The 21,107-nt window shown below is 70.3% G+C and carries 18 protein-coding genes; 7 read left to right on the top strand and 11 right to left on the bottom strand.

What is annotated here, in order from left to right; translation table 11 throughout:
• Positions 1 to 107: 107 nt before the first annotated feature.
• Positions 108 to 1,061 carry a LysR family transcriptional regulator gene (locus tag Aco04nite_RS23815; RefSeq protein ID WP_212999480.1) on the bottom strand — a complete coding sequence of 318 codons (954 nt, stop codon included), beginning with the start codon at positions 1,059 to 1,061 and terminating at the stop codon, positions 108 to 110.
• 235 nt (positions 1,062 to 1,296) lie between these two features.
• Between Aco04nite_RS23815 and Aco04nite_RS23820 the strand changes: the two genes are divergently transcribed.
• Entirely contained in the window at positions 1,297 to 3,069 is a 1,773-nt protein-coding gene (locus tag Aco04nite_RS23820) for a serine/threonine protein kinase (RefSeq protein WP_212999481.1), read from the top strand.
• On the opposite strand, the gene Aco04nite_RS23825 is transcribed toward Aco04nite_RS23820, so the two are convergent.
• The gene (locus Aco04nite_RS23825; protein WP_212999482.1) at positions 3,070 to 3,633 is read right to left on the bottom strand and encodes a hypothetical protein; all 564 of its coding nucleotides are present in this window, start codon (positions 3,631 to 3,633) and stop codon (positions 3,070 to 3,072) included.
• A gap of 103 nt (positions 3,634 to 3,736) precedes the next feature.
• Here Aco04nite_RS23825 and Aco04nite_RS23830 point away from each other — a divergent pair, with 103 nt between their 5' ends.
• On the top strand, positions 3,737 to 4,330 hold the full coding sequence (locus Aco04nite_RS23830; protein ID WP_212999483.1) for a DUF6518 family protein: 594 nt from the start codon (positions 3,737 to 3,739) through the stop codon (positions 4,328 to 4,330).
• A 204-nt stretch (positions 4,331 to 4,534) separates the two neighbouring features.
• Here the strand turns inward: Aco04nite_RS23830 and Aco04nite_RS23835 are convergent, their stop codons facing one another.
• Positions 4,535 to 6,025, bottom strand: a complete 1,491-nt coding sequence (locus Aco04nite_RS23835) for a DHA2 family efflux MFS transporter permease subunit (protein ID WP_212999484.1) — start codon at positions 6,023 to 6,025, stop codon at positions 4,535 to 4,537.
• Positions 6,026 to 6,231: 206 nt separating this feature from the next.
• Here Aco04nite_RS23835 and Aco04nite_RS23840 point away from each other — a divergent pair, with 206 nt between their 5' ends.
• Positions 6,232 to 6,966 (top strand): TetR/AcrR family transcriptional regulator, encoded by a 735-nt coding sequence (locus Aco04nite_RS23840; RefSeq protein ID WP_244876242.1) that lies wholly within the window; start codon positions 6,232 to 6,234, stop codon positions 6,964 to 6,966.
• 2 nt (positions 6,967 to 6,968) lie between these two features.
• Positions 6,969 to 7,160, top strand: a complete 192-nt coding sequence (locus Aco04nite_RS23845; protein ID WP_212999485.1) for a hypothetical protein — start codon at positions 6,969 to 6,971, stop codon at positions 7,158 to 7,160.
• A 16-nt stretch (positions 7,161 to 7,176) separates the two neighbouring features.
• Here the strand turns inward: Aco04nite_RS23845 and Aco04nite_RS23850 are convergent, their stop codons facing one another.
• From Aco04nite_RS23850 to Aco04nite_RS23860, 3 genes are all read right to left on the bottom strand, one after another.
• Positions 7,177 to 8,175 (bottom strand): DUF2332 domain-containing protein, encoded by a 999-nt coding sequence (locus Aco04nite_RS23850; protein ID WP_212999486.1) that lies wholly within the window; start codon positions 8,173 to 8,175, stop codon positions 7,177 to 7,179.
• A gap of 61 nt (positions 8,176 to 8,236) precedes the next feature.
• A complete protein-coding gene (locus tag Aco04nite_RS23855; protein ID WP_212999487.1) occupies positions 8,237 to 10,864 on the bottom strand; it encodes a Tex family protein in 2,628 nt (875 codons plus the stop codon).
• An 85-nt stretch (positions 10,865 to 10,949) separates the two neighbouring features.
• Entirely contained in the window at positions 10,950 to 11,960 is a 1,011-nt protein-coding gene (locus Aco04nite_RS23860; RefSeq protein ID WP_244876243.1) for a helix-turn-helix transcriptional regulator, read from the bottom strand.
• Positions 11,961 to 12,024: 64 nt separating this feature from the next.
• Between Aco04nite_RS23860 and Aco04nite_RS23865 the strand changes: the two genes are divergently transcribed.
• Both Aco04nite_RS23865 and Aco04nite_RS23870 read left to right on the top strand, forming a co-directional pair.
• On the top strand, positions 12,025 to 12,744 hold the full coding sequence (locus tag Aco04nite_RS23865) for a PP2C family protein-serine/threonine phosphatase (protein WP_203839566.1): 720 nt from the start codon (positions 12,025 to 12,027) through the stop codon (positions 12,742 to 12,744).
• Positions 12,745 to 12,920: 176 nt separating this feature from the next.
• Positions 12,921 to 13,460 carry a GNAT family N-acetyltransferase gene (locus Aco04nite_RS23870; protein ID WP_212999489.1) on the top strand — a complete coding sequence of 180 codons (540 nt, stop codon included), beginning with the start codon at positions 12,921 to 12,923 and terminating at the stop codon, positions 13,458 to 13,460.
• A gap of 348 nt (positions 13,461 to 13,808) precedes the next feature.
• Here the strand turns inward: Aco04nite_RS23870 and Aco04nite_RS23875 are convergent, their stop codons facing one another.
• Both Aco04nite_RS23875 and Aco04nite_RS23880 read right to left on the bottom strand, forming a co-directional pair.
• A complete protein-coding gene (locus tag Aco04nite_RS23875; RefSeq protein WP_212999490.1) occupies positions 13,809 to 14,336 on the bottom strand; it encodes a GNAT family N-acetyltransferase in 528 nt (175 codons plus the stop codon).
• Between the two features lie 147 nt (positions 14,337 to 14,483).
• On the bottom strand, positions 14,484 to 14,900 hold the full coding sequence (locus Aco04nite_RS23880; RefSeq protein ID WP_212999491.1) for a VOC family protein: 417 nt from the start codon (positions 14,898 to 14,900) through the stop codon (positions 14,484 to 14,486).
• Between the two features lie 188 nt (positions 14,901 to 15,088).
• On the opposite strand from Aco04nite_RS23880, the gene Aco04nite_RS23885 reads away from it, so the two are divergent.
• The gene (locus Aco04nite_RS23885; RefSeq protein ID WP_212999492.1) at positions 15,089 to 15,748 is read left to right on the top strand and encodes a Type 1 glutamine amidotransferase-like domain-containing protein; all 660 of its coding nucleotides are present in this window, start codon (positions 15,089 to 15,091) and stop codon (positions 15,746 to 15,748) included.
• Positions 15,749 to 15,800: 52 nt separating this feature from the next.
• Here Aco04nite_RS23885 and glgB read toward each other — a convergent pair whose 3' ends face one another.
• From glgB to treS, 3 genes are read right to left on the bottom strand one after another with little or no spacing between them, the layout of a single operon-like run.
• Positions 15,801 to 17,963 (bottom strand): 1,4-alpha-glucan branching protein GlgB, encoded by a 2,163-nt coding sequence (gene glgB, locus Aco04nite_RS23890; protein ID WP_212999493.1) that lies wholly within the window; start codon positions 17,961 to 17,963, stop codon positions 15,801 to 15,803.
• A gap of 33 nt (positions 17,964 to 17,996) precedes the next feature.
• Entirely contained in the window at positions 17,997 to 19,307 is a 1,311-nt protein-coding gene (locus Aco04nite_RS23895) for a maltokinase N-terminal cap-like domain-containing protein (RefSeq protein ID WP_212999494.1), read from the bottom strand.
• A complete protein-coding gene (gene treS, locus Aco04nite_RS23900; RefSeq protein ID WP_203839559.1) occupies positions 19,304 to 21,079 on the bottom strand; it encodes a maltose alpha-D-glucosyltransferase in 1,776 nt (591 codons plus the stop codon). Before treS ends, Aco04nite_RS23895 begins: the two co-directional genes overlap by 4 nt.
• Positions 21,080 to 21,107: the final 28 nt, after the last annotated feature.

Raw genomic sequence — 21,107 nt, forward strand, 5'->3', positions numbered from 1 at the left:
TCGGCCCGCTCGGCTCGGCCCGCTCGGCTCGGCCAGCTCGGCTCGGCCCGCTCGGCTCGGCCCGCTCGGCTCGGCCCGCTCAGCTCAGCCCGCTCAGCTCAGCCCGCTCAGCTCCAGAGGGTGACGTGGATCGAGGGTTTGAAGTGGCCGACTGTGACGCCGGCGCCGCGCATCATGGCCTGGATGGCGCGGGGGGTTGAGGCGAAGCGGCTGAGCTCGGCGGCGGGGGAGGTGCTGTCGCCGGCCAGGAGGAGGGAGTGCCAGACCGCGTCGAAGGCGACCTGGGGGCCGGTGAGGTGGACGAGGTCGCCGCGGGCGACGTCCTGGGCGATGGTGAAGGAGAGGCCGGCGGTGATTCCCTTGCCGCGCTTGACTTCGGTGAGGGCGGCGGCGTGGCTCTGGAAGATCTGCTGGTGGTCCTCGGGGACGCCGAGGCGGCGCAGGATCGACGGGACCACGCCGGCCTCGGTGGCGGCGGAGGGGCCGAGCAGCCAGAGCTGGTCGCGGAGGCGTTGCGGGCCGGCGGGGATGCCGGCGAGGGGGTGGCCGGGGGCGACGGTGAGGATGACCCGGTAGTTCATCACCGGGCGGCTGGTCAGCGCCGGGTCGGGGGCGCCGGGGTGCGGGCCGATGGCGATGTCGGCCGAGCGGGAGAGCAGCAGGGACTCGAAGTGGGCCGGGTTGCGGACGCTCAGCTCGACGTCGAGATCGGCGGCGCGTTTCGCGAAGAGCTCCAGCAGGCCGGGGGCGGCGTGCTCGGCGAAGAGGCTGGACGCGGCGATGCGCAGCAGACGGCGGCCGCGGCCGGCGGCGCTGACCTCGAGCACCGTGCGGTCCTGCAGGCCGAGGAGCTCGGTGGCGCGGCTCGCCAGGCGCAGGCCGCCGGGGGTGAAGGCCAGCCCGGCCGCCGTACGCGTGAAGAGCTGGTCGCCTAACTCCTTGCGCAACTGTCCGATGTGCAGCGAGACGGCCGACTCGGAGACGCCGAGCCCGGCAGCGGCCTGCTTGACCGAGCCCTGACGCACGACCGCCGAGTAGGCCCGGAGCTGTGTCGGCGTCATGACCATGCACCCATTCCGGAAATGTATCGCGGGACGAGACGCCGTGGCGGTCCCGCGACCCGCCCTGTGGATAACTCCCCGCGATCGCCTCAGGCTGATCCGGTGTCGGTTCTGCGGCATACGCCGTCCGGGACTTCGCGCCGGTGACGTCGCCCGATAGGGTGCTTTTCTGTCGGGGGTGAAGGGTCCGCGTGTGCGGGCGCGCGGGGCGAGGTCGGGGGCGTAGGAGCACTGCATGGCGGAGGAGCGGACCACCTCGCTGCGTCCGCGTGACCCGCGCCGGCTCGGGCCCTACGAGTTGCTCGCGCGGCTCGGCGAGGGCGGCATGGGCACGGTCTATCTCGGCCGGAGTGCGGGCGGGACGCTGGTCGCGGTGAAGATGATCCGTGCGGACCTCGCCCATGACGACGAGTTCCGGCGGCGGTTCCGCAGCGAGGTCGAACGGGTACGCCAGGTGCCGCCGTTCTGCACCGCCGAGGTGCTCGACGCCGACCCGGACCACGAGCAGCCGTACCTCGTCGTGGAGTACGTCGACGGGCCGAGCCTCGCCGAGGTGGTCGAGGAGCGCGGGCCGCTGACCTCGGCCAACCTGCACAGCGTGGCGATCGGCGTGGCCACCGCGCTGACCGCCATCCACGGCGCCGGGATCATCCACCGCGATCTCAAGCCGCGCAACGTGCTGCTCGCCCCGGGCAGTCCCAAGGTCATCGACTTCGGGATCGCGCGCGCCCTGGAGTCCACGGCTGCTCACACCCGTACCGATCAGATGGTGGGCACTGTCGCCTATATGGCGCCCGAGCGGTTCGGCGACGATCCGGCGGCGGTGCTGACCACGGCGGCCGACGTTTTCGCGTGGGGCGGGGTCGTGGCTTTCGCGGGCACCGGGCGTACCCCCTTCTCCGCCGGATCGCCGCCTGCCACCGCGGCCCGGATCCTGACCCGGCCGCCTGATCTGTCGGGTCTGAGCGGGCAGCTGCACGACCTGGTGGCGCACTCCCTGGAGAAGGACCCGGCCAACCGGCCCACCGCGCGCGAACTGCTCGACCTGCTGGTCACGAGCCCGCAGCAGGCGGCACCGGCGGCGGCCGCCCTCGCGCACCAGCCCGGTCTGGCCGTCGCGGCGCACGAGGCGCAGGCCGCCACCGGTTACCACTCGGGGCGGCAACTGACCGCGATCGCGCCGTTGCCGGAGGTCGTCGGCTACACCGAGGACTCGATCGTCACCCAGCCGGTGTCGGAGGTCGGCTACAGCGAGGACACGATCATCACGCAGCCGGTCTCCGGCACCGGGATCTTCACCCGCGACCGGCACCCGCGACGGCCGTGGGTGCTGCCGTTCGCGATCGTGCTGCTGATCTTCGCGGTTCTCGCCACGGGTGGCATGGCGGTGGCGTTCTGGCCCTCGGTCCACTCGTCCGGCGGCGTGACGGAAGGCCCGGACGAGCAGGCGCCCGTGCTGGCGGACCCGCTGACGAAGAAGCGGTTGTGGCAGGCGTCCGACGATGCCGAGGAGAAGGCGAGCTGCTCGTTCCGCGGCTCACTGGTGGTGCACCGCGAGACCAAGGGCGTCTTCCGCTGCCGCGGCCCGGCCGACGCCGAACCCGACAACCTGCAGGCCGAGGTCGGCGTCCAGCTGCTCACCCCCAACAGCTGCGCCGCCATCTGGGTGCGATTCCGGGTCAATCAGGGCTATCAGGTACGCGTGTGCGAGCGCAACGTCTACGTCGGCACCCACAAGGGCGCGGACATCGAGGTCCTCAGGACGTTCCCGCTCGACGACAGCCCGATCGGCGTGGGTGCCCCGCCGACCCGCATCACGATCACCGTCGCCGACGACATCCTCCAGGTGCTCCGCGACGGTGAGCTGGTGGGCGAGGTCGAGGCCGATGACCAGGACATGCGTACGGGCAGAGTCGCGCTCGGCATCTACAACGAGCAGTACGCGCCGGTGCAGGGGCCGTACGAGGTGGCGTTCAGCGATATCAAGATCTGGCCCGTGAAGCGGTAGTCACGTGTCGTACTCGCCGCAGTCCCAGGGCGCCGAGAAGGCCATGTAGTCGCCGGGCTGGGCGGTCACCCACCAGATTTCGTCCACCGTCTCGGGGGCGGTGGCGATCAGGCCGAAACTCTCCCCGAACTCCTTCACCTCGAACGGCGCGACGTCGATGCGGCCGGCGGTGACCTCGCCGAGCTCGTCGAGGCGCTGCCGCACGATGCGTTTCGTGTCGGCCCCGGTGTCCGTCTCGTCGATCTCGGCCCTCGTGAACGTGCCGTCGGCGGTGAAGAGGTACAGCGCCACGAAGCTGCGCGCGTTGTCGTCGCCCTGCGTGCCGGGGTCGAACGGCTCGGTCAGGAAGAACTGCCCGCCGCCCGCGGTGTGGCCGACGTACTTGGCCTCAAAGCCGTTGTGATCGATCGCGACCTTGGTGGGTGGCCCCTCGTCGCCGGTCGCCGTGCAGTCGCCGGTGCCGGGGCCCGCGCCCGCGGTGATGCCTTGCACGATGGTGCCGCAGCCGGCGCTGAGTGTGAGCGCGGCCAGGGCAGCCAGCAGCGCTACGGCACGTCGGGTCATGATCGGAGACTGTAGCCGGGCGGGGCGGATCTCACTTTCGGCCGATCCGGCTCGGTCCGGGAGCCGATCCCTGTGCGTTATCGGCTGTTTAGGGTCTTTACCCGTGACCCTCTTCGTGTACGCCCCGGTCGCCGGGTTCCTGCTCGGCTTCCTGGACTTCGTCTGGATCAAGTTCGTGCCGTTCCCGCTGGGGGATCTGGGCAACTCGCCGGCGGTGTGGGCGGTGGCGGCGTTCCTCTTCGTGCTGCTCGGGCGGCGGTGGCGTGCGGTGCCCGCGGTGGCCGGGGCGTGCGTGATGCTCGTCGTGGCCTCGCCGAGCTACTACCTCGCGGCGGCGTTGATCCAGCACGACGACTACGCGGTGATGGGGAACTCCACCACGATCATGTGGATGGGGTTCGGCGTCGTGGCCGGGCTGGTGTTCGGGGGTGCGGGCGCTTTGGCGCGTACGCGAAATGTCGCACTCGCCGTGCCCGTTGCTGTTCTGGTCACTGAGGCAATACGTCTCACACTGCGGATCGGCGACCCGGACTACGGCATCGAGCCGCTCTGGACCGCCCTGCTGGAGGTCGGCATCGCGGTGGGGCTGGTGGTGTGGCTCGCGCGCTCGTGGCGGGAGCGGGCCCGGGTCGTGCTCGCCACGGTGCCGCTGGCCGCTGCCGGGTTCGTGCTGTTCTCTGCCGCGGGGTTCGCGTGACCTGCTGAACGACCGACGCCCAGGCCGGTATGGCCTGGGCGTCGGTGTTTCCGTTCGAGGATGGTCAGTGGGCCATCGCCGGGGCAGTGCCCGGGATGGTCAGTGGGCCATCGCCGGGGCAGTGCCCGGGATGGTCAGTGGGCCATCGCCGGGGCAGTGCCCGGGATGGTCAGTGGGCCATCGCCGGGGCGGTGTCGGGGACGGTCAGTGGGCCATGGCCGGGGCGGCGTCGGGGTCGACGTCGAGGGGGCCGCTGCGGAAGGTGACCGCGGAGATGATCGCGCAGAGCAGGAAGAAGCCGGCTGACCACCAGAAGACCGTGTGGTAGCTGTGGATCATGGCCTGTGCCTGGGCCTGCGGGCCGTCGGCGGCGTGGTCGATGGCGTAGTTCGTGGCAGCGGTCGCGGCGAAGGAGCTGAGCAGCGCCGTGCCGATGGAGCCGCCGATCTGCTGCATGGTGTTGATCATCGCGGAGGCGACGCCGGCGTCGTGGTGCTGGACGCCGGAGGTGGCGGCGTTCTGGGTCGGCGCGAAGATCAGGCCCATGCCGAGGCCGGTGACGATCAGGCCGGGCAGGACGGCGGTGACGTAGCTCGAGTCCAGGGTGATGCGGGTCAGGTAGACCATGCCGGCGGCGGCGACGAGCGCGCCGAGCGGGACCAGCGGGCGCGGGCCGATCTTCGGCGTGAGGATGGAACCGGCCGTGGTGGCGGTGAGCATGATGCCGGCGAGCATCGGCAGGAACGCCAGGCCCGTCTGGATCGGCGTGAAGCCCAGCACCGTCGTGAGGTAGTAGGTGAGGAACAGGAAGACGCCGAACATGCCCGCACCGGCGATGCCGACCGCGGCGTACGCGCCACCGCGGTTGCGGTCGAGCACGACGCGCAGCGGGAGCAGCGGGTTGGTGACGCGACGCTCGATGAGGACGAACACGGTCAGGATGACGACGCCGGCGATGATGAACCCGAACGTCTTGGGGTCGCTCCAGCCGTCGCTCTCCGCGCTGCCGAGACCGTAGACCAGCGCGACGAGACCACCGACGGCGGTGACGATGCCCGGCCAGTCGAGCCGGTCGCGGTTCTGCACCGGCTCGTCGTGCAGCTTGAAGATCGCGCCGAGCACGGCGGCCGCGGCGAAGAGCAGGTTGACGTAGAGGCACCAGCGCCAGGACGCGTACTCGGTCAGGGTGCCGCCGAGCAGCAGGCCGACCGCGCCGCCGGCGCCGGAGATGGCGCCGAAGATGCCGAACGCCTTGCCACGCTCGGTGGGCTCGGTGAACGTCGTCGACAGCAGTGAGAGGGCCGCCGGTGCGAGCGCGGCACCGAAGGCACCCTGCAGCACGCGGGCGATGATCAGCATCTCGATGCCGTTCGCGGCGCCGCCGAGCGCGGAAGCGAGGGCGAAGCCGATCAGGCCGATGATGAACATCTTCTTGCGGCCGACCGAGTCCGACAGCCGCCCGCCGAGCAGCAGCAGGCTGCCGAACGCCAGGGCGTACCCGGTGACGACCCACTGCCGGCCGGAGTCGGAGAAGCCGAGGTCACCCTGCGCGGTGGGCAACGCGATGTTCACGATCGTGGCGTCGAGCACCACCATCAGCTGGGCCATGGCGAGCACCACGAGTGCCCACCATCTGCCGTTGCCAGTCGACGCCCGGTCCTGGACCGGTGCCTGCCGTGCGGTGGTCGTTGTCATGGGATTCCTTCGCCGTCGAGCTAAGTTGAGGTTCGTACTCCGCATTCGGAACGCTAGCCACAAAGTTGAGGATCTGCCTCCGGTTGTTGCGCTTCCCACATAAAGTTGAGGGTGCCGCTCCGTTTGTTAACCTGAGAAACATGTCTGTCATCGGCAGCGCGCTTCCGGACTCTCAGGTGGCCTTGGATCCTCAGGTGGCTCCTCAGATGGCCATGGAGTCTTCGGCGGCCATGGACGCTCAGGTGGCCATGGATGTTCGGGCGTCCACGGACGCTCAGGCGTCCACGGAGTCTTGTCGGCCGTTGCGGCGTGACGCGGAGAGAAACCGCCTGCGCGTCCTCGAAGCCGCCCGTGAGGTCTTCGCCGAGCGTGGCCTCGCCGCGACCCTCGACGACGTGGCGCACCACGCCGGAGTCGGTGTCGGCACCGTCTACCGCCGCTTCCCGACCAAGGAAGCGCTGGTCCACGAGGTGCTCAAGAGCCGCTTCGACGAAATGGTCGAGATCGCCGAGCAGTCCCAGCACGCAGCGACCGGCTGGGACGGGCTGACCACCCTGCTGCGCCGTTCAGCCGAGATCCACGCCGCCGACCGCGGCCTGCGCGACGTCGCCCTGAGCGCCGGCTTCGGCACCCACGACCCGGCGAAAAAAGGCGAGCGGATCATCCCGTACGTCCAGCAGCTCGTCGACCGCGCCCAGTCCGAAGGCACCCTGCGCCGCGACATCACCATCCAGGACCTGCTGGTCGGCCTCCTCATGGTCAGCGAGGTCGCCCACCACAGCCGCACCATCCGCCCGGACGCCTACTCGCGCTACCTGCAACTCTTCATCGACAGCCTCCGCCCGTGCCCCCACACCGGCGACCTCGGCAACCCCCTCACCCGCGAGGACGTCGACACCCTGGCCGCGCAGTGGCTCCCCAACTGCGACCCGCGCCGCTGACCATGGACACCGGCAGAGGCGGCGGGTACGCCGTCCGCGTACTGGGCACACTCGCCCTGGCAGCGGGATTCCTCGTCGCGGCGATGAACGCGGTGGCCGACACGGCGTCGGCCGACGCGTACTTCTTCGCCGGGCTGTTCGTGATCAGCGGGCTGGGTCTGCGGCTCGAGGCCGCGATACGCAGCCGGCCCTGACCCGCGGGTTTCGTCCTTACCCCCGGCTCACACCGCGGCCGAACCAGGTCATGGCCTGGCCGTGGCCCTCGACCCAGGCCAGGGGGACGCCGTCCAGGGCGAGGACGTTGTGGAGGCGGTCGTCCGGTGGGGCGGGAAGATCGCGGAAGGGCAGCACCTCCGGTGCCTCGATGGAGATCCAGTGCGCGGGGAGACTCCGCACCAGCGTGATGAAGGTGGACTTACGCTCCGGCGGCACCTGGTAGAGCACCGACGTGTGGAAGATGACCAGCGCCGCGTGCGGCGGGGCCTGCCCGGCCAGGGCCGCGAGGTCGTCGACCAGGTCGCCGGTGACCAGGTGCGGCGGGTCGGCCGCGGCGATCGTGGCGGCGGCGCGCAGGCGGGTGCGGCGGTGTGTGTGCTCCGGCCAGATCAGGGCATCGAGCCAGGCGACGTCCGCGGGATCGGTCACGTCGAGCGGATGGAGATCCAGGCCCGCACGCCAGACGACCTCGGGCAGCCGCGCCGCCGGCATCGCACCGGTGACCGCGCAGTCGAGAACCGGTGGCAGACGTGGGGTCCCGGGCTGGACGGAGGTGCTGGTGTCCGCGCGGCCGGGCTGGTCGGGCGTGCTGGTGTAGCGGTAGGCGTACAAGTCCGGGAAGAGATTCAGGCCCGCTGAGGCGCCCACTTCGAGCAGTGCGAGGGGCTGCCCGAGGGATGCGAGGACCGGAAGCAGCGGGGCGCAGCGCCCGGGTTCGTTCGTCTGTGTCGACCGGGCCAGGAGCTCGGCCAGGACGGCCGGCCAGTGGGTCAGGGTGAAGTCGTGGAAGGCGCGCGGGTCGTCGACCGGGCCGCCGAGCAGGCGGATCACGCCGAACAGCAGGTTCGGTTGTTGTCTGGCGGGAGGGAGCCCGGTGAGCAGTGTCAGCAGGGCGGTGTCGGCGCTGACCGCCGTGGCCAGCCGCTCATAGGTGGGTGAGACGCCCCGGGCCTCCCGGGCTGCGAACTCGGCGAACCGCTGTCCTGCGTGCATGGGCGTGCCACCTCCGGGACGGGAACGGGCGCGCCGCGTGGAGCGGCGCGCCCGGTGGTTGTCAGTCCTTGGTCAGACCGGCCCGGCGCAGGGCGTCCGCCATCGCGCCGCCGTTGAAGTTCTGCGAGGACTGGCCTGCGCCGCGCTGCTGGCCGCCGCCCTGGCGAGGCTGGCCACCGCGGCCGCCACCCTGGCCGCCGCCTTGACCGCCGCCCTGGCCGTCACGGCCCGCGCCGCCCTGCCCGCCGCGGCCGCCGCCGTCGCGGCCTGAACCGCCCTGGCCGCCGCGACCGCCGCCGGGCTGGCCACTGCCCTGCCCGCCGCGACCGCCGCCGGGCTGGCCGCCGCCCTGGCCACTCTGGCCGCCACGTCCGCCCGGACCACCGCGACCGCCGCCCTGCCCACCACGCCCGGCGCCGTCACGCCCGGCGCCGTCACGCCCGGCGCCCTCACGGCCCGCGCCGTCACGGCCCGCAGCGGGCTGGGAGCCGTCGCGGGGGCCGCCGCGGCCGCCCTGGCGGGGTTCGTCGGTGAGGCGCATGGTGAGGGAGATGCGTTTGCGGACCGGGTCGACCTCGACGACGCGGACCTTGACGACGTCGCCGGACTTGACGACCTCGCGGGGGTCGCTGACGAACTTGGTGGACAGGGCGGAGACGTGGACGAGGCCGTCCTGGTGGACGCCGATGTCGACGAAGGCGCCGAAGGCCGCGACGTTGGTGACGACGCCTTCGAGGATCATGCCGGGGGAGAGGTCGGCGATCTTCTCGACGCCGTCGGCGAAGGTGGCCGTGGTGAAGGCGGGGCGGGGGTCGCGGCCCGGCTTTTCGAGCTCCTTGAGGATGTCGGTGATCGTGGGGAGGCCCACGGTGTCGGTGACGAACTTCTCCGGGCGCAGGGCGCGCAGGATCGGGCTGTTCCCCATGGCCGAGCGCAGGTCGGTGCCCGCGTCGGCGAGGATCGTGCGGACGACGGGGTACGACTCGGGGTGGACGCTGGAGGAGTCCAGCGGGTCCTCGGCGTCGGGGATGCGCAGGAAGCCCGCGCACTGCTCGAAGGCCTTGGGGCCGAGGCGGGCGACCTTCTTGATCTCGGTGCGGCTGCGGAACGGGCCGTTGGCGTCGCGGTGCAGGACGATGTTCTCCGCGAGGCCCGCGCCGATGCCGGAGACCCGGGTGAGCAGGGGGGCCGACGCGGTGTTGACGTCGACGCCGACGGCGTTCACACAGTCCTCGACGACGGCGTCGAGGGAGCGGGAGAGCTTCACCTCGGACAGGTCGTGCTGGTACTGCCCGACGCCGATCGAGCGCGGGTCGATCTTCACCAGCTCGGCGAGGGGGTCCTGCAGGCGGCGCGCGATGGAGACCGCCCCGCGCAGGGAGACGTCCATGCCGGGAAGCTCCTGCGAGGCGTACACAGAAGCGGAGTAGACCGACGCGCCCGCCTCCGACACCATGACCTTGGTGAGGTTGAGCTCGGGGTGCCGTTTGATCAGGTCGGCGGCGAGCTTGTCGGTCTCGCGGGACGCGGTGCCGTTGCCGATCGCGACGAGGTCCACATTGTGCTCTTTGGCGAGCTGCGCGATCGTGTGGATCGAGGCGTCCCACTTGTTCTGCGGGACGTGCGGATAGATCGTCGACGTGGCGACACACTTGCCGGTGCCGTCGACGACGGCGACCTTCACACCCGTACGGAAGCCGGGGTCGAGACCCATCGTCGCGCGCGTGCCGGCGGGCGCGGCAAGGAGCAGATCCCGCAGGTTGGCCGCGAAGACCCGGACGGCCTCGTCCTCAGCCGCCTGCCAGAGCCGCACCCGCAGGTCGGCACCGAGGTGGATCAGGATGCGCGTACGCCAGGCCCAGCGCACCGTGTCGAGCAGCCAGCGGTCACCGGGGCGGCCGTGGTCGCTGATGTCGTGCCGGCCGGCGATCGCGGCCTCGAACGCGGGTGCGTCGTCCTCGTCAGCGGTCGGCTCCATGGTGAGGTCGAGGACCTCCTCCTTCTCACCGCGGAACATCGCGAGGATGCGGTGCGACGGGAGCTTCGTGTAGGGCTCGGCGAAGTCGAAGTAGTCGGAGAACTTGGCGCCGTCGGTCTCCTTGCCCTCGCGGACCTTCGCGACCAGGCGGCCCTTGGTCCACATGCGCTCCCGCAGCGAGCCGATCAGGTCGGCATCCTCGGCGAAGCGCTCGATGAGGATCGCGCGGGCGCCCTCCAGCGCGGCGGTCGCGTCGGCGATGCCCTTCTCGGCGTCGACGAAGGACTCCGCCTCGGCCTTCGGATCGCGCGAGGGGTCGCCGGCGAGCAGGTCGGCGAGGGGCTCCAGGCCGGCCTCGCGGGCGATCTGCGCGCGGGTGCGCCGCTTGGGTTTGTAGGGCAGGTAGATGTCCTCGAGGCGGGCCTTGGACTCCGCGGCCAGGATCTGCGTCTCGAGGGCCTCGTCGAGCTTGCCCTGCGAGCGGATCGACTCGAGCACCGCGGCCCGGCGCTCCTCGAGCTCGCGGAGGTAGCCGAGACGCTCCTCGAGAACACGCAGCTGCTGGTCGTCGAGGGTGCCGGTGACCTCCTTGCGGTACCGGGCGATGAACGGGACGGTGGCGCCGCCGTCGAGCAGTTCGACCGCCGCGGTCACCTGGCCCTCGCGGACCTGGAGCTCCTGGGCTATGCGCTGATGGATGGCTGTCGTCACGGCACCGATTGTGTCGGAGGGGTCTGACACTTGTCGCGGCGCCCCGCGTTTCCCGCCCGCATGATCACCCGGCCGGGCGCGGTGATCACGGTGCCGCTGTCGCTCTCACATCGCTCTGAACTGCCCAGATCGCTGCTTCGGTACGCGAGGACGCGCCGGTCTTGCGCAGCAGGTTGGACACGTGCACGGTGACCGTACGCACAGAGATGCCGAGCGTTCGCGCTATCTGCTTGTTCGTCATGCCCTCAGCCAGGCACCCGAGCACCTCACGCTCGCGGGCGGTCAGCTCACCCGCGGCGGGCTCCGTGGGCTGACGCTGCCGCACCCTGCGCCCCGCGGGCTGCTGCAGGAGCTCCGTCAGCCCGCTCAGGTCACCCGCTTCTGCGAGCAACTCGGTCAGGCGATAGGGATTTCCCCCGGTCCGCCGCCAGACCGCTTCGCTGACGTCGGCACAGGGCGTGCTCTGCGCGTACACATGGTCGAGAATTTGACCGACGTGGCCGGCGGCCAGGGCACCCAGATGGCGCCGCACGGCCCCGGGTGCCCCCGCGAGTCGTTCGAGCGTGCGCACCGCGAGCTGGGGATTGACCGCCGCATCCGGGGGCCGCGACGTGATCAGCAGCAGCGCGGGGAGCTCGGCACCCGCCAGCTCGGCGATCAGGTTCAGACTCGCGGGGTCAAGTGCATGGAGATCTTCGACCATGAGTACGCTCGGGCGACCGCCCACCAGGGCGCGAACCGTGGTGACGGCAAGGCGCAGGAGCGCGTCCGGTGTGTAACGCTCCCGGGGGACATCCGGATCCTGGGCGAGCCACGCCAGCGCCTGCGGCGGCACCGGAAGCCGCGGAAGCGGGCCCTGACCGGCCAGCACCGCGGCCAACCAGTCGTAAGGAGCGGGAGAATGCAGCCTCGCCGAGCCGAAGAGCGTCACCTCGGGCGTCGTGACCTGCACGGCCGCGGCGGCGAGCGTGCTCTTACCCGTCCCCGCCAGCCCCGTGACCACGGCGGGCACGCACCGGCCCCGGCTGAGGGCCTGCTCCCAGGCGCGCCGCAGCTCCTCGAGGGCCTCCGCGCGACCCACCATCGGTACCGGCATCACCACCCAACACTACGTAGTAGGTACTACAGACTTCTCTCCCGCCCTTTGGCAGGGTTGTGACATGAGCTTCGTGCTACGGGCGGTCGCCGCCTCCGACCAGGGCCTGGTCCGCTCCAACAACGAGGACGCGGTCTTCGTGGGCGGCAGGCTCCTCGTCGTCGCGGACGGCATGGGCGGCCTGCCCGCCGGCGAACTGGCCAGCGAGATCCTGGTCACCGCGGTCTCGGTCGTCGACGACCTGCCGGACACCGGCGAGCCCCTCCAGGACCTGATCGCGGCCCTGACCACCGCCAACGAGCGCATCGAGGCCGCGGTCAAGGACGACGACGCCCGCGACGGCATGGGTACGACGGTCACGTCCCTGATGCTCGCAGGAGATCGCGCCGCGGCCCTCAACGTCGGCGACTCCCGCTGCTACCTGCTGCGCGACGGCGTCCTCACCCAGATCACCAAGGACGACACGTACGTCCAGGCGCTCGTCGACCAGGGCGTCCTCTCCCCGGACGACGCCCGCCGCCACCCGCAGCGCGCCCTGGTCACCCAGGCCGTGCAGGGTGGCCCGTTCCGCCCCGCCGGCCGGATGGTCCCGGTCAAGGCCGGCGACCGGTTCCTGCTCAACAGCGACGGCCTCAGCGATTACGTCGACGACGAGGTGATCGCGGCCACGCTGCGCTCCTTCCCGGACCGGCAGGTCTGCGCCGCGGAGCTCATCGCCCGCACCCTGGAAGCCGGTGCCCCCGACAACGTCACGGTCATCGTCGCCGACGTCGAAGAGGCCTGACGCCGCTTTCCCAGGAGGGCTTTCCCGTTCCCTTTCCGGACGCCGGGCGGGTGTCGCGCGGTGCCGGGCCGGGTGCTTCCGGGCGCCGGGCCGGGTGCCTTCGGGTGTGGGGCCGGGTGCCTTCGGGTGTGGGGCCGGGTGCCTTCGGGTGTGAGGCCGGGACGTAGGGTCGGTGGGTGGTGATCGAGACTGAGCGGCTGGTGCTGCGACGCTTCCGGGAAGACGACGCCGCCGTGCTGGCGGCCTACCGCTCGGAGCCGGAGGTCGCGCGTTACCAGTCCTGGAACTCGCCGTACTCGCTGGACAAGGCCCGTTATTCTGTCCAGACCATGGTCGCGGCCGACCCCGCGATGCCGGGCTGGTTCCAGTGGGCGGTCGAGCTGGCCTCCGCGAAGACCCTGATCGGCGATGTCGGCGTCAACCTGGCCGACAACCTGAAACAGGCCGAGATCGGCTACACCCTCGCACCCGTCCAGCAGGGCCACGGCTACGCCACGGAAGCCGTCCGCGCGGTCCTCGACCACCTGTTCAAGATCCAGGGCCTGCACAAGGTCGCGGCGGAGTGCGACGCCCGCAATCTTCCCTCGGCGAAACTGTTGCAGCGCCTGGGGTTCACACAGGAGGGGCTGCGCCGCCAGCACACCTGGATCAAGAACGAGTGGACGGACGATCTGCTGTTCGGGCTGCTCGCCGATGATTGGCTCAGCCGCACCTGACAGTCGGCGGTTCTCTCGACGGCTGTCCGTCTCGACGAGATGGGTGACGGCCGTAGACGACGAAGAACGTGAACCCGTCACCCCTCAGCCCGTTCGACGGCCTGAGACGTTTCCGGTGGCCCGTGCCGCGCGGACCTCAGTGTTTCGGGGCTGCGTAGTTTACGGCCGCGTGTTGCAGGGCTGCGTGGTTTACGGCCGCGTGTTGCAGGGCTGCGTGGTTTACGGCCGCGTGTTGCAGGGCTGCGTGGTTCGGGGCTGCGTGGTTCGGGGCTGGATGTTCAGGGCTGGATGTTCAGGGCTGGATGTTCAGGGCTGGATGTTCAGGGCTGGATGTTCAGGGCTGGATGTTCAGGGCTGGGTGTTTAGGGCTGGGTGGTTCGGGGCTGCGTGGTGGTTCAGGTCGCGGACGTGCCGCAACCCGGGGCGCCCGTTGAGTGTGACCTGCTCTCCGGTCGGCACGAAGCCGGTCCTGCGCAGCACCCCGCGCGAGCCGGCGTTGTCCAGCGCGGCGTCGGCGACGAGCCGGCGCAGCCCGTACTCGTCGCGGGCAGCCACGAGAATCCTGCCCACGCCGTCGGTCGCCGTGCCGCGCCCGGTTGCCCGCTCGGCCACCCGGAACCCCAGCTCCGCCTGCCCGTCCGCGACGTCGACCAGGTTGAACCGCCCGAGCACCGCGCCGGTGTCGTCGACCAGAACGTGGAAGTGGCAGACCCCTGTCTCCTGCTCGTCGAGCAACGCGGCATGCCGGTCGGCGAACTCCGCGAAGTAGCTGTCGCCGCGATCCGGGATGGACCGGGTGAAGAACTCACGGTTCTCGCGCTCGAATCGCAGGATGGCCGCGGCATGGTCGGCCCTGAGCCGCTGCAGGTGGAGCATCGCAGGACCCTAACAACCTCGTCGCCCCACCCGCCGCCGGTTTTCGCCGCGCCGTCTCGCCGGCGCCGCGGAGGCCGGCGTTCGAGCGACAGGCCGGCGTTCGAGCGACAGGCCGGCGTTCGAGCGGCGGGCCGCCGCTCGACGGTGTCAGGCCTGGGCGCCGGCGATGTTGACCATCCATTCGATGCCGAACTTGTCCTTGCAGGTGCCGAACTCGTCGCCCCACATCTGCTTCTCCAAAGGCAGCGTGACCGTGCCGCCGGCGGAGAGCTTCTCCCAGTAGCCGCGCAGCTTGTCCGCGTCGTCGCCGCTGAGGCTGACGGCGATGTTGTTGCCGGGGACGTGCTCCATGCCGGGCGGGCTGTCCGCGCCCATCAGGGCGAAGTCGTCGTCGTTGACGAGCATGCCGTGCATGACCTTGTCGGCGAGGGCCGGGTCGGGTGCACCGAACTCGCCGAACGTGCTGATGTCTAGCTTGCCGCCGAAGACCGAGTGGTAGAACTCCATCGCGGCGCGGGCCTTGCCGTCGGCGAACGCGATGTACGGGTTGAGGCGTACGGGCATGATCGGCTCCTTTGCCGTCGGGAACAATCGCACGATAGCGCTGATGGCCACCGGTCGTGGGATGCCTGTGGACAACGCACGGACGGGTGACGGCGACTTGTCCACAGGCCCGGATTTCGAGCTGGACAGGCGTAGCCCGGCCGGATTTGAATGGCGTCCACGTCCGAAATTGCGAACGGGGAGACACCATGAAGCTTCTGCTCACCTCGGGTGGCGTCACGAACCCGAGCATCAACGCGGCGCTCGTGCAGCTGCTCGGTAAGCCGATCGCCGAATGCCATGCCCTCTGCGTCCCGACAGCGCAGTGGGGTCACCCGAAGTGTGGTCCGTCCTCCGTGCGGGGCTTCGTGGCGGCCGACCCCGCGTTCCGGCACCTGACCGGTCTCGGCTGGGCGTCGCTCGGTGTCCTCGAGCTGACGGCACTGCCCACCATCGGCGCGCAGCGGTGGGTCCCGTGGGTCCGGGAGGCCGACGTGCTCCTGGTCGACGGCGGCGACGCGACCTACCTGAGCCATTGGATGCGGGAGTCCGGTCTGGCCGAACTGCTGCCCTCGCTGCCCGACAAGGTCTGGGTGGGAGTGAGCGCGGGGAGCATGGTGATGACGCCCCGGATCGGCACGTATTTCGTCGAGTGGCCGTCCGCGCCGGACGACCGCACCCTCGGCGTTGTCGACTTCTCGATCTTCCCGCACCTGAACGCGTTCCCGACGAACACCCCGGCTGACGCGCAGCGGTGGGCCGCCGAGATCGGCGGGCCGGCCTACGCCATCGACGAGCAGACGGCTATCTCGGTCGTCGACGGGTCCGTCGAAGTGATCTCCGAAGGGGAATGGACGAAGTTCGGGTGAAACGGCGGACGGGCACCTCCGTGGGGAGATGCCCGTCCGCGGGTGAAGAGCGTCAGCCCTCGTAACGCAGCCAGACCGCGCCGAGCGGCGGGACGCGCAGGGAGGCCGAGGCGTTCAGGCCGTGCCAGGGGATCTCCTCGGCGTGGACCTCGCCGAGGTTGCCCACACCCGAGCCGCCGTAAAGGGAGCTGTCCGTGTTGACCACCTCGCGCCAGACGCCGGCGCGGGAGAGGCCGATGCGGTAACCCTCGTGCGGGACGGCGGAGAAGTTGACCACGCAGGCGAAGGCGTCACCGTTCGGCGCGAAGCGCAGGAAGGAGAACGTGTTGTGCTGGGAGTCCTCCGATGTGATCCAGCGGAAGCCGCTCGGGCTCGTGTCCTGGGTCCACAGCGCCGGGGTGTCGCGGTAGGCGCGGTTCAGGTCCTTGACGAGCCGGTGGATGCCGCCGCCGCGGTTCTCGTCGGCGATCAGGTCCCAGTTGAGGCCGCGGGACTCGCTCCACTCCTGCTCGTCGCCCATCTCGGCGCCCATGAAGAGCAGCTGCTTGCCGGTGAAGGCCCACATGAAACCGAGCAGGGCGCGCGTGTTCGCGAGCTTCTGCCACTGGTCACCGGGCATCTTGCCGGTCAGCGAGCCCTTGCCGTGCACGACCTCGTCGTGGCTGATGGGCAGGACGTAGTTCTCGCTCCAGGAGTAGACCGTGGCGAAGGTCATCTGGTGGTGGTGCCACTGGCGGTAGATGGGCTCCTTCTCCATGTAGGAGAGGGTGTCGTTCATCCAGCCCATGTTCCACTTGAAGCCGAAGCCGAGGCCACCGAGGTGGGTGGGGCGGGTGACACCCGGCCACGCCGTCGACTCCTCGGCGATCGTCACGACGCCGGGGTTGTTGCGGTAGACGGTCGCGTTCATCTCCTGCAGGAAGCTGATCGCTTCGAGGTTCTCCCGGCCGCCGTACTGGTTGGGGACCCACTCGCCTTCCTTGCGGGAGTAGTCCAGGTAGAGCATCGAGGCCACGGCGTCGACCCGCAGGCCGTCGGCGTGGAACTCCTCGCACCAGTAGAGGGCGTTGGCGACCAGGAAGTTCCTGACCTCCTTGCGGCCGAAGTCGAAGACGTACGTGCCCCAGTCCGGCTGCTCGCCGCGGCGCCAGTCACCGTGCTCGTAGAGCGGGGTGCTGTCGAAGCGGGCGAGCGCGAACTCGTCCTTGGGGAAGTGGGCGGGGACCCAGTCGAGGATCACGCCGATGCCGGCCTGGTGCAGCTTGTCGACGAGGTAACGGAATTCGTCGGGGCTGCCGAAGCGCGAGGTCGGGGCGTAGTAGCCCGTGACCTGGTAACCCCACGAGCCGCCGAACGGGTGCTCCATGACGGGCATCAGCTCGACGTGGGTGAAGCCGGTGTCCGTGACGTAATCGACGAGCTGCTCGGCGAGCTCGACGTAGGACAGACCGGGGCGCCACGAGCCGAGGTGCACCTCGTACGCGCTCATGGGCTCCTGGTGCCACTGCTTCGTGGCCCGGGTCGCCATCCAGTCGGTGTCCTGCCAGTCGTACGACGATTCGTAGACGACCGACGCCGTGGCCGGCGGCACCTCGGTGTGCTGGGCGAGGGGGTCGGCCTTCTCGCGCCAGACACCGTCCTGCCCGAGGATCTTGTACTTGTACTTGGCGCCGGCGGCCGCGCCCGGGACGAAGAGCTCCCAGACGCCGGTGCTGCCCAGCGAGCGCATCGGCCAGCCGTCGTAGGGGCCCCAGCCGGTGAAGTCGCCGATCACCTGCACACCGCGGGCGCCGGGCGCCCAGACGGCGAACGCCACACCGCTGTCGCGGGGGTGGGCGCCGAGGACGGTCCACAGCTTCTCGTGCCGGCCCTCACCGATGAGGTGCAGGTCGAGCTCGCCGAGGGTCGGCAGGTGACGGTACGGGTCGTCGTCGACGGTGCCGTCGGCGTCGATGCGGTAGTCGAGCACGGTGCCCGGAACCTCGACGGCGAAGATGCCGTCGGGGTGCACCTGGGTCATCTCCGTGCGCTCGTCGTCCAGCACGACGGCGGCCGTCTTGGCGCCCTTGCGCATCGTGCGGATGATCGTGCTGCCGCTGCCCGTGGGGTGCGCGCCGAGCAGCGCGTGCGGGTCATGGGTGTTGCCCGAGACGACGGCCGCCAGGAAGCGCTCGTCCCCGGCCATGGACGGCGTGGATGCGGTCTTTCCTATCATCGGTGCGTTCCTCCGGGGGTGGGTGTGGCGGGGTCAGCCGACGAGGCGGGCGATGGACCGCAGCGGGATGCGCAGCCATCCGGGCCGGTGCCGCGCTTCGTACGCGGCCTCGTAGACCGCCTTGTCCAGCTCGTAGGCAGCGAGCAGCGGGCCCTGCTCGCGGGGGTCGGTGCCCGACGCGGCCGCGTAGCCCTCGCAGAAGGACGCGCGGTTACGGTCGACCCACTCGCGGGCACGGGCGGAGAGGTGCTCGTCATCGGCCTGGTCGACCAGCAGTTGGTAGGCGGCGTATTCGTAGCTGCGCAGCACCCCGGCGATGTCACGCAGCGGGGAGTCCGGCAGCCGGCGTTCCTCCAGGGGCTGGCCGGGCTCGCCCTCGAAGTCGATGAGCAGCCACGCCTCAGGCGTCCGCAGCACCTGACCCAGGTGCAGGTCGCCGTGGACCCGCTGCACGACAACCTGCTCGCCGGTGAGTTTGCGGAACCGTTCCTCGATCACGGGGACGGCGTCGCGCAGCTCGGGCACGGACGCCGCGGCCGAGGTGAGCCGGCCGATCACCACGTCGACGGGGAACGGCGACGGGCCGCTGCCCAGCTCGTCGGCGAGCGTCCGGTGCACCGTCGCGACGGCCTCGCCGAGCCGGAAGGACTCGCCCGCGAAGTCGCCGCCCACCTCGTCGGCGCGCAGTTCGGCGTCGGCGAACAGGTCACGGGCGCTGGCCGTGGCCATGGCCCAGCCCTCGGCCGAGTTGGCGGCATACGCGGTGACCATGCCGAGCGGGCACGGACCCGAGTCCGTGGTCACCTCGAACGAGCCGAGCAGCCGTGCCACGTGCGGGTTCCCGGCGCGGCCCAGCACCCGGTTGAGCTCGATGTCGGGGTTGATCCCGGACTCGACGCGGCGGAAGACCTTGAGGATGGCCTCTTGCTCGAAGATCACGCTCGTGTTGCTCTGCTCCGCGTCGAAGACCCGCGGCGCGGCGTGCAGCGGCAGCTCGACATCCGGTTCCCGGGTGAAGACCAGGTTGCCGGCGGTGGCCGATGAGTCGACCAGGCCGAGCAGGAAACGCGCGGCGTCAGGGTCGTAGAGGGCGTCGTAGCCCGTACGGTCGTCGTCCGTGCCGATCGTGGCGACGGTGCTGTATTCCGAGATCGGGCCGTTGTCCCACGCGACCAGGATCTGGTAGCGCTCGGAGCTGCCGTCGGTGTAGGTGGCGTCGACCAGTACCAGGTCCAGGTCCTCGCGAAGCGGGGTGCTCGAGGATGGCACGGCGGAGGCCAGGGTCCGGTTACGGCCCGCGTACCAGCGTTGCTGGGGGAGCCATTCGGCGAAGGGCAGCGTCATTGCTTCTCCTCGGACCCGCAGAGCTGGAACCAGTAGAACCCGTGGCCGGGCAGGGTCAGCAGGTACGGCAGCTGGCCGATGCGCGGGAAGTTCACATGACCGGTCAGCTCGACCGGGGTGTAACCGTTCCAGTGCTGCAGGTTCAGCTCGATGGGCTGGGGGAAGCGCGAGAGGTTGTTGACGCAGAGCACCACGTCGTCACCGTCCTCGCGCAGGTAGGCGAGCACCGACGGGTTCGAGCCGCCGAGCTCACGGAACGTGCCGGTGGCGAACGCGTCGTGGCGGCGCCGGACCGCCAGCATGGTCCTCGTCCAGTTCAGCAGCGACGTGGAGCTGTCCCGCTGGGCCTCGACGTTCACCGACTGGTAGCCGTAGATGGGGTCCTGGTTGGCGGGCAGGTAGAGCCGGCCCGGGTGAGCCGTGGAGAAGCCCGCGTTGCGGTCGGGCGTCCACTGCATCGGCGTACGCACACCGTCGCGGTCACCGAGCCAGATGTTGTCACCCATGCCGATCTCGTCGCCGTAGTACAGCACCGGCGAACCGGGCAGCGACAACAGCAGGGCGGTGAACAGCTCGATCTGGTTGCGGTCGTTCTCCAGCAGCGGGGCGAGCCGCCGGCGGATGCCGACATTGGCCTTCATCCGCGGGTCCTTGGCGTACTCCGAGTACATGTAGTCGCGCTCTTCGTCCGTCACCATCTCGAGGGTCAGCTCGTCGTGGTTGCGCAGGAAGATGCCCCACTGGGCCATGTCCGGGATCGCCGGGGTCTGGGCCATGATCTCGGAGATGGGGAAGCGCGACTCGCGCCGCACCGCCATGAAGATGCGCGGCATGAGCGGGAAGTGGAACGCCATGTGGCACTCGTCGCCACCGGCGTCCGCGTCGCCGAAGTACTCGACCACGTCGGCCGGCCACTGGTTGGCCTCGGCGAGCAGCACCCGGCCCGGGAACTCGTCGTCGATCACCTTGCGGCAGTGCTTCAGGAACTCGTGCGTCTCGGGCAGGTTCTCGCAGTTGGTGCCCTCGCGCTCGAACAGGTAGGGCACCGCGTCGAGCCGGAAGCCGTCGATGCCCAGGCCCAGCCAGAAGCGCAGGACGTCGAGCATGGCCTCCTGCACGGCCGGGTTGTCGTAGTTCAGGTCCGGCTGGTGGCTGAAGAACCGGTGCCAGTAGAACTGCCGGCGCACCGGGTCGAACGTCCAGTTCGACTCCTCGGTGTCGACGAAGATGACCCGGGCGTCCTGGTACTTCTCGCTGGTGTCGCTCCACACGTAGTAATCGCCGTAGGGGCCCTCGGGGTCGCGGCGCGACTCCTGGAACCACGAGTGCGTGTCGGCCGTGTGGTTCATGACCAGGTCGGTGATGACCCGGATGCCGCGCTTGTGCGCCGCGTCGAGCAGGGCCACGAAGTCGTCGACCGTGCCGAACTCGGGCAGCACCTTGTAGAAGTCGCGGATGTCGTAGCCGCCGTCACGCAGCGGCGAGTCGTAGAACGGCGGCAACCAGAGACAGTCGACGCCGAGCCACTGCAGATAGTCGAGCCGCTCGATCAGCCCGCGCAGGTCGCCGGAGCCGTCCGCGCTCGAGTCGTAGAACGCCCGCACCAGGACTTCGTAGAAGACGGCGCGTTTGAACCAGGTCCGGTCCGCAGGCAATGTCCGGGCATGCTCGAAGTCGTCGGCGGTGGGGTGCTCGACCACACCGTCCTCGACGTGGCTGCCCTCGGCGGGATCGTGCTCGACACTCTCGTCGAGTTCGCTTGTAAGGTCCATCAGACGTTCACCTACCCCACCCCGCAGG

It is taken from the genome of Winogradskya consettensis (assembly GCF_018332715.1).
Lineage (GTDB): Bacteria > Actinomycetota > Actinomycetes > Mycobacteriales > Micromonosporaceae > Actinoplanes > Actinoplanes consettensis.

Bases quoted from the DNA above. Each gene is read 5' to 3' on its own strand.
- Aco04nite_RS23815 (WP_212999480.1), bottom strand. From the start codon at position 1,061: ATGACGCCGACACAGCTCCGGGCCTACTCGGCGGTCGTGCGTCAGGGC.
- Aco04nite_RS23820 (WP_212999481.1), top strand. From the start codon at position 1,297: ATGGCGGAGGAGCGGACCACCTCGCTGCGTCCGCGTGACCCGCGCCGG.
- Aco04nite_RS23825 (WP_212999482.1), bottom strand. From the start codon at position 3,633: ATGACCCGACGTGCCGTAGCGCTGCTGGCTGCCCTGGCCGCGCTCACA.
- Aco04nite_RS23835 (WP_212999484.1), bottom strand. From the start codon at position 6,025: ATGACAACGACCACCGCACGGCAGGCACCGGTCCAGGACCGGGCGTCG.
- Aco04nite_RS23840 (WP_244876242.1), top strand. From the start codon at position 6,232: ATGGCCATGGAGTCTTCGGCGGCCATGGACGCTCAGGTGGCCATGGAT.
- Aco04nite_RS23845 (WP_212999485.1), top strand. From the start codon at position 6,969: ATGGACACCGGCAGAGGCGGCGGGTACGCCGTCCGCGTACTGGGCACA.
- Aco04nite_RS23850 (WP_212999486.1), bottom strand. From the start codon at position 8,175: ATGCACGCAGGACAGCGGTTCGCCGAGTTCGCAGCCCGGGAGGCCCGG.
- Aco04nite_RS23860 (WP_244876243.1), bottom strand. From the start codon at position 11,960: ATGCCGGTACCGATGGTGGGTCGCGCGGAGGCCCTCGAGGAGCTGCGG.
- Aco04nite_RS23865 (WP_203839566.1), top strand. From the start codon at position 12,025: ATGAGCTTCGTGCTACGGGCGGTCGCCGCCTCCGACCAGGGCCTGGTC.
- Aco04nite_RS23875 (WP_212999490.1), bottom strand. From the start codon at position 14,336: ATGCTCCACCTGCAGCGGCTCAGGGCCGACCATGCCGCGGCCATCCTG.
- Aco04nite_RS23880 (WP_212999491.1), bottom strand. From the start codon at position 14,900: ATGCCCGTACGCCTCAACCCGTACATCGCGTTCGCCGACGGCAAGGCC.
- Aco04nite_RS23885 (WP_212999492.1), top strand. From the start codon at position 15,089: ATGAAGCTTCTGCTCACCTCGGGTGGCGTCACGAACCCGAGCATCAAC.
- glgB (WP_212999493.1), bottom strand. From the start codon at position 17,963: ATGATAGGAAAGACCGCATCCACGCCGTCCATGGCCGGGGACGAGCGC.
- Aco04nite_RS23895 (WP_212999494.1), bottom strand. From the start codon at position 19,307: ATGACGCTGCCCTTCGCCGAATGGCTCCCCCAGCAACGCTGGTACGCG.
- treS (WP_203839559.1), bottom strand. From the start codon at position 21,079: ATGGACCTTACAAGCGAACTCGACGAGAGTGTCGAGCACGATCCCGCC.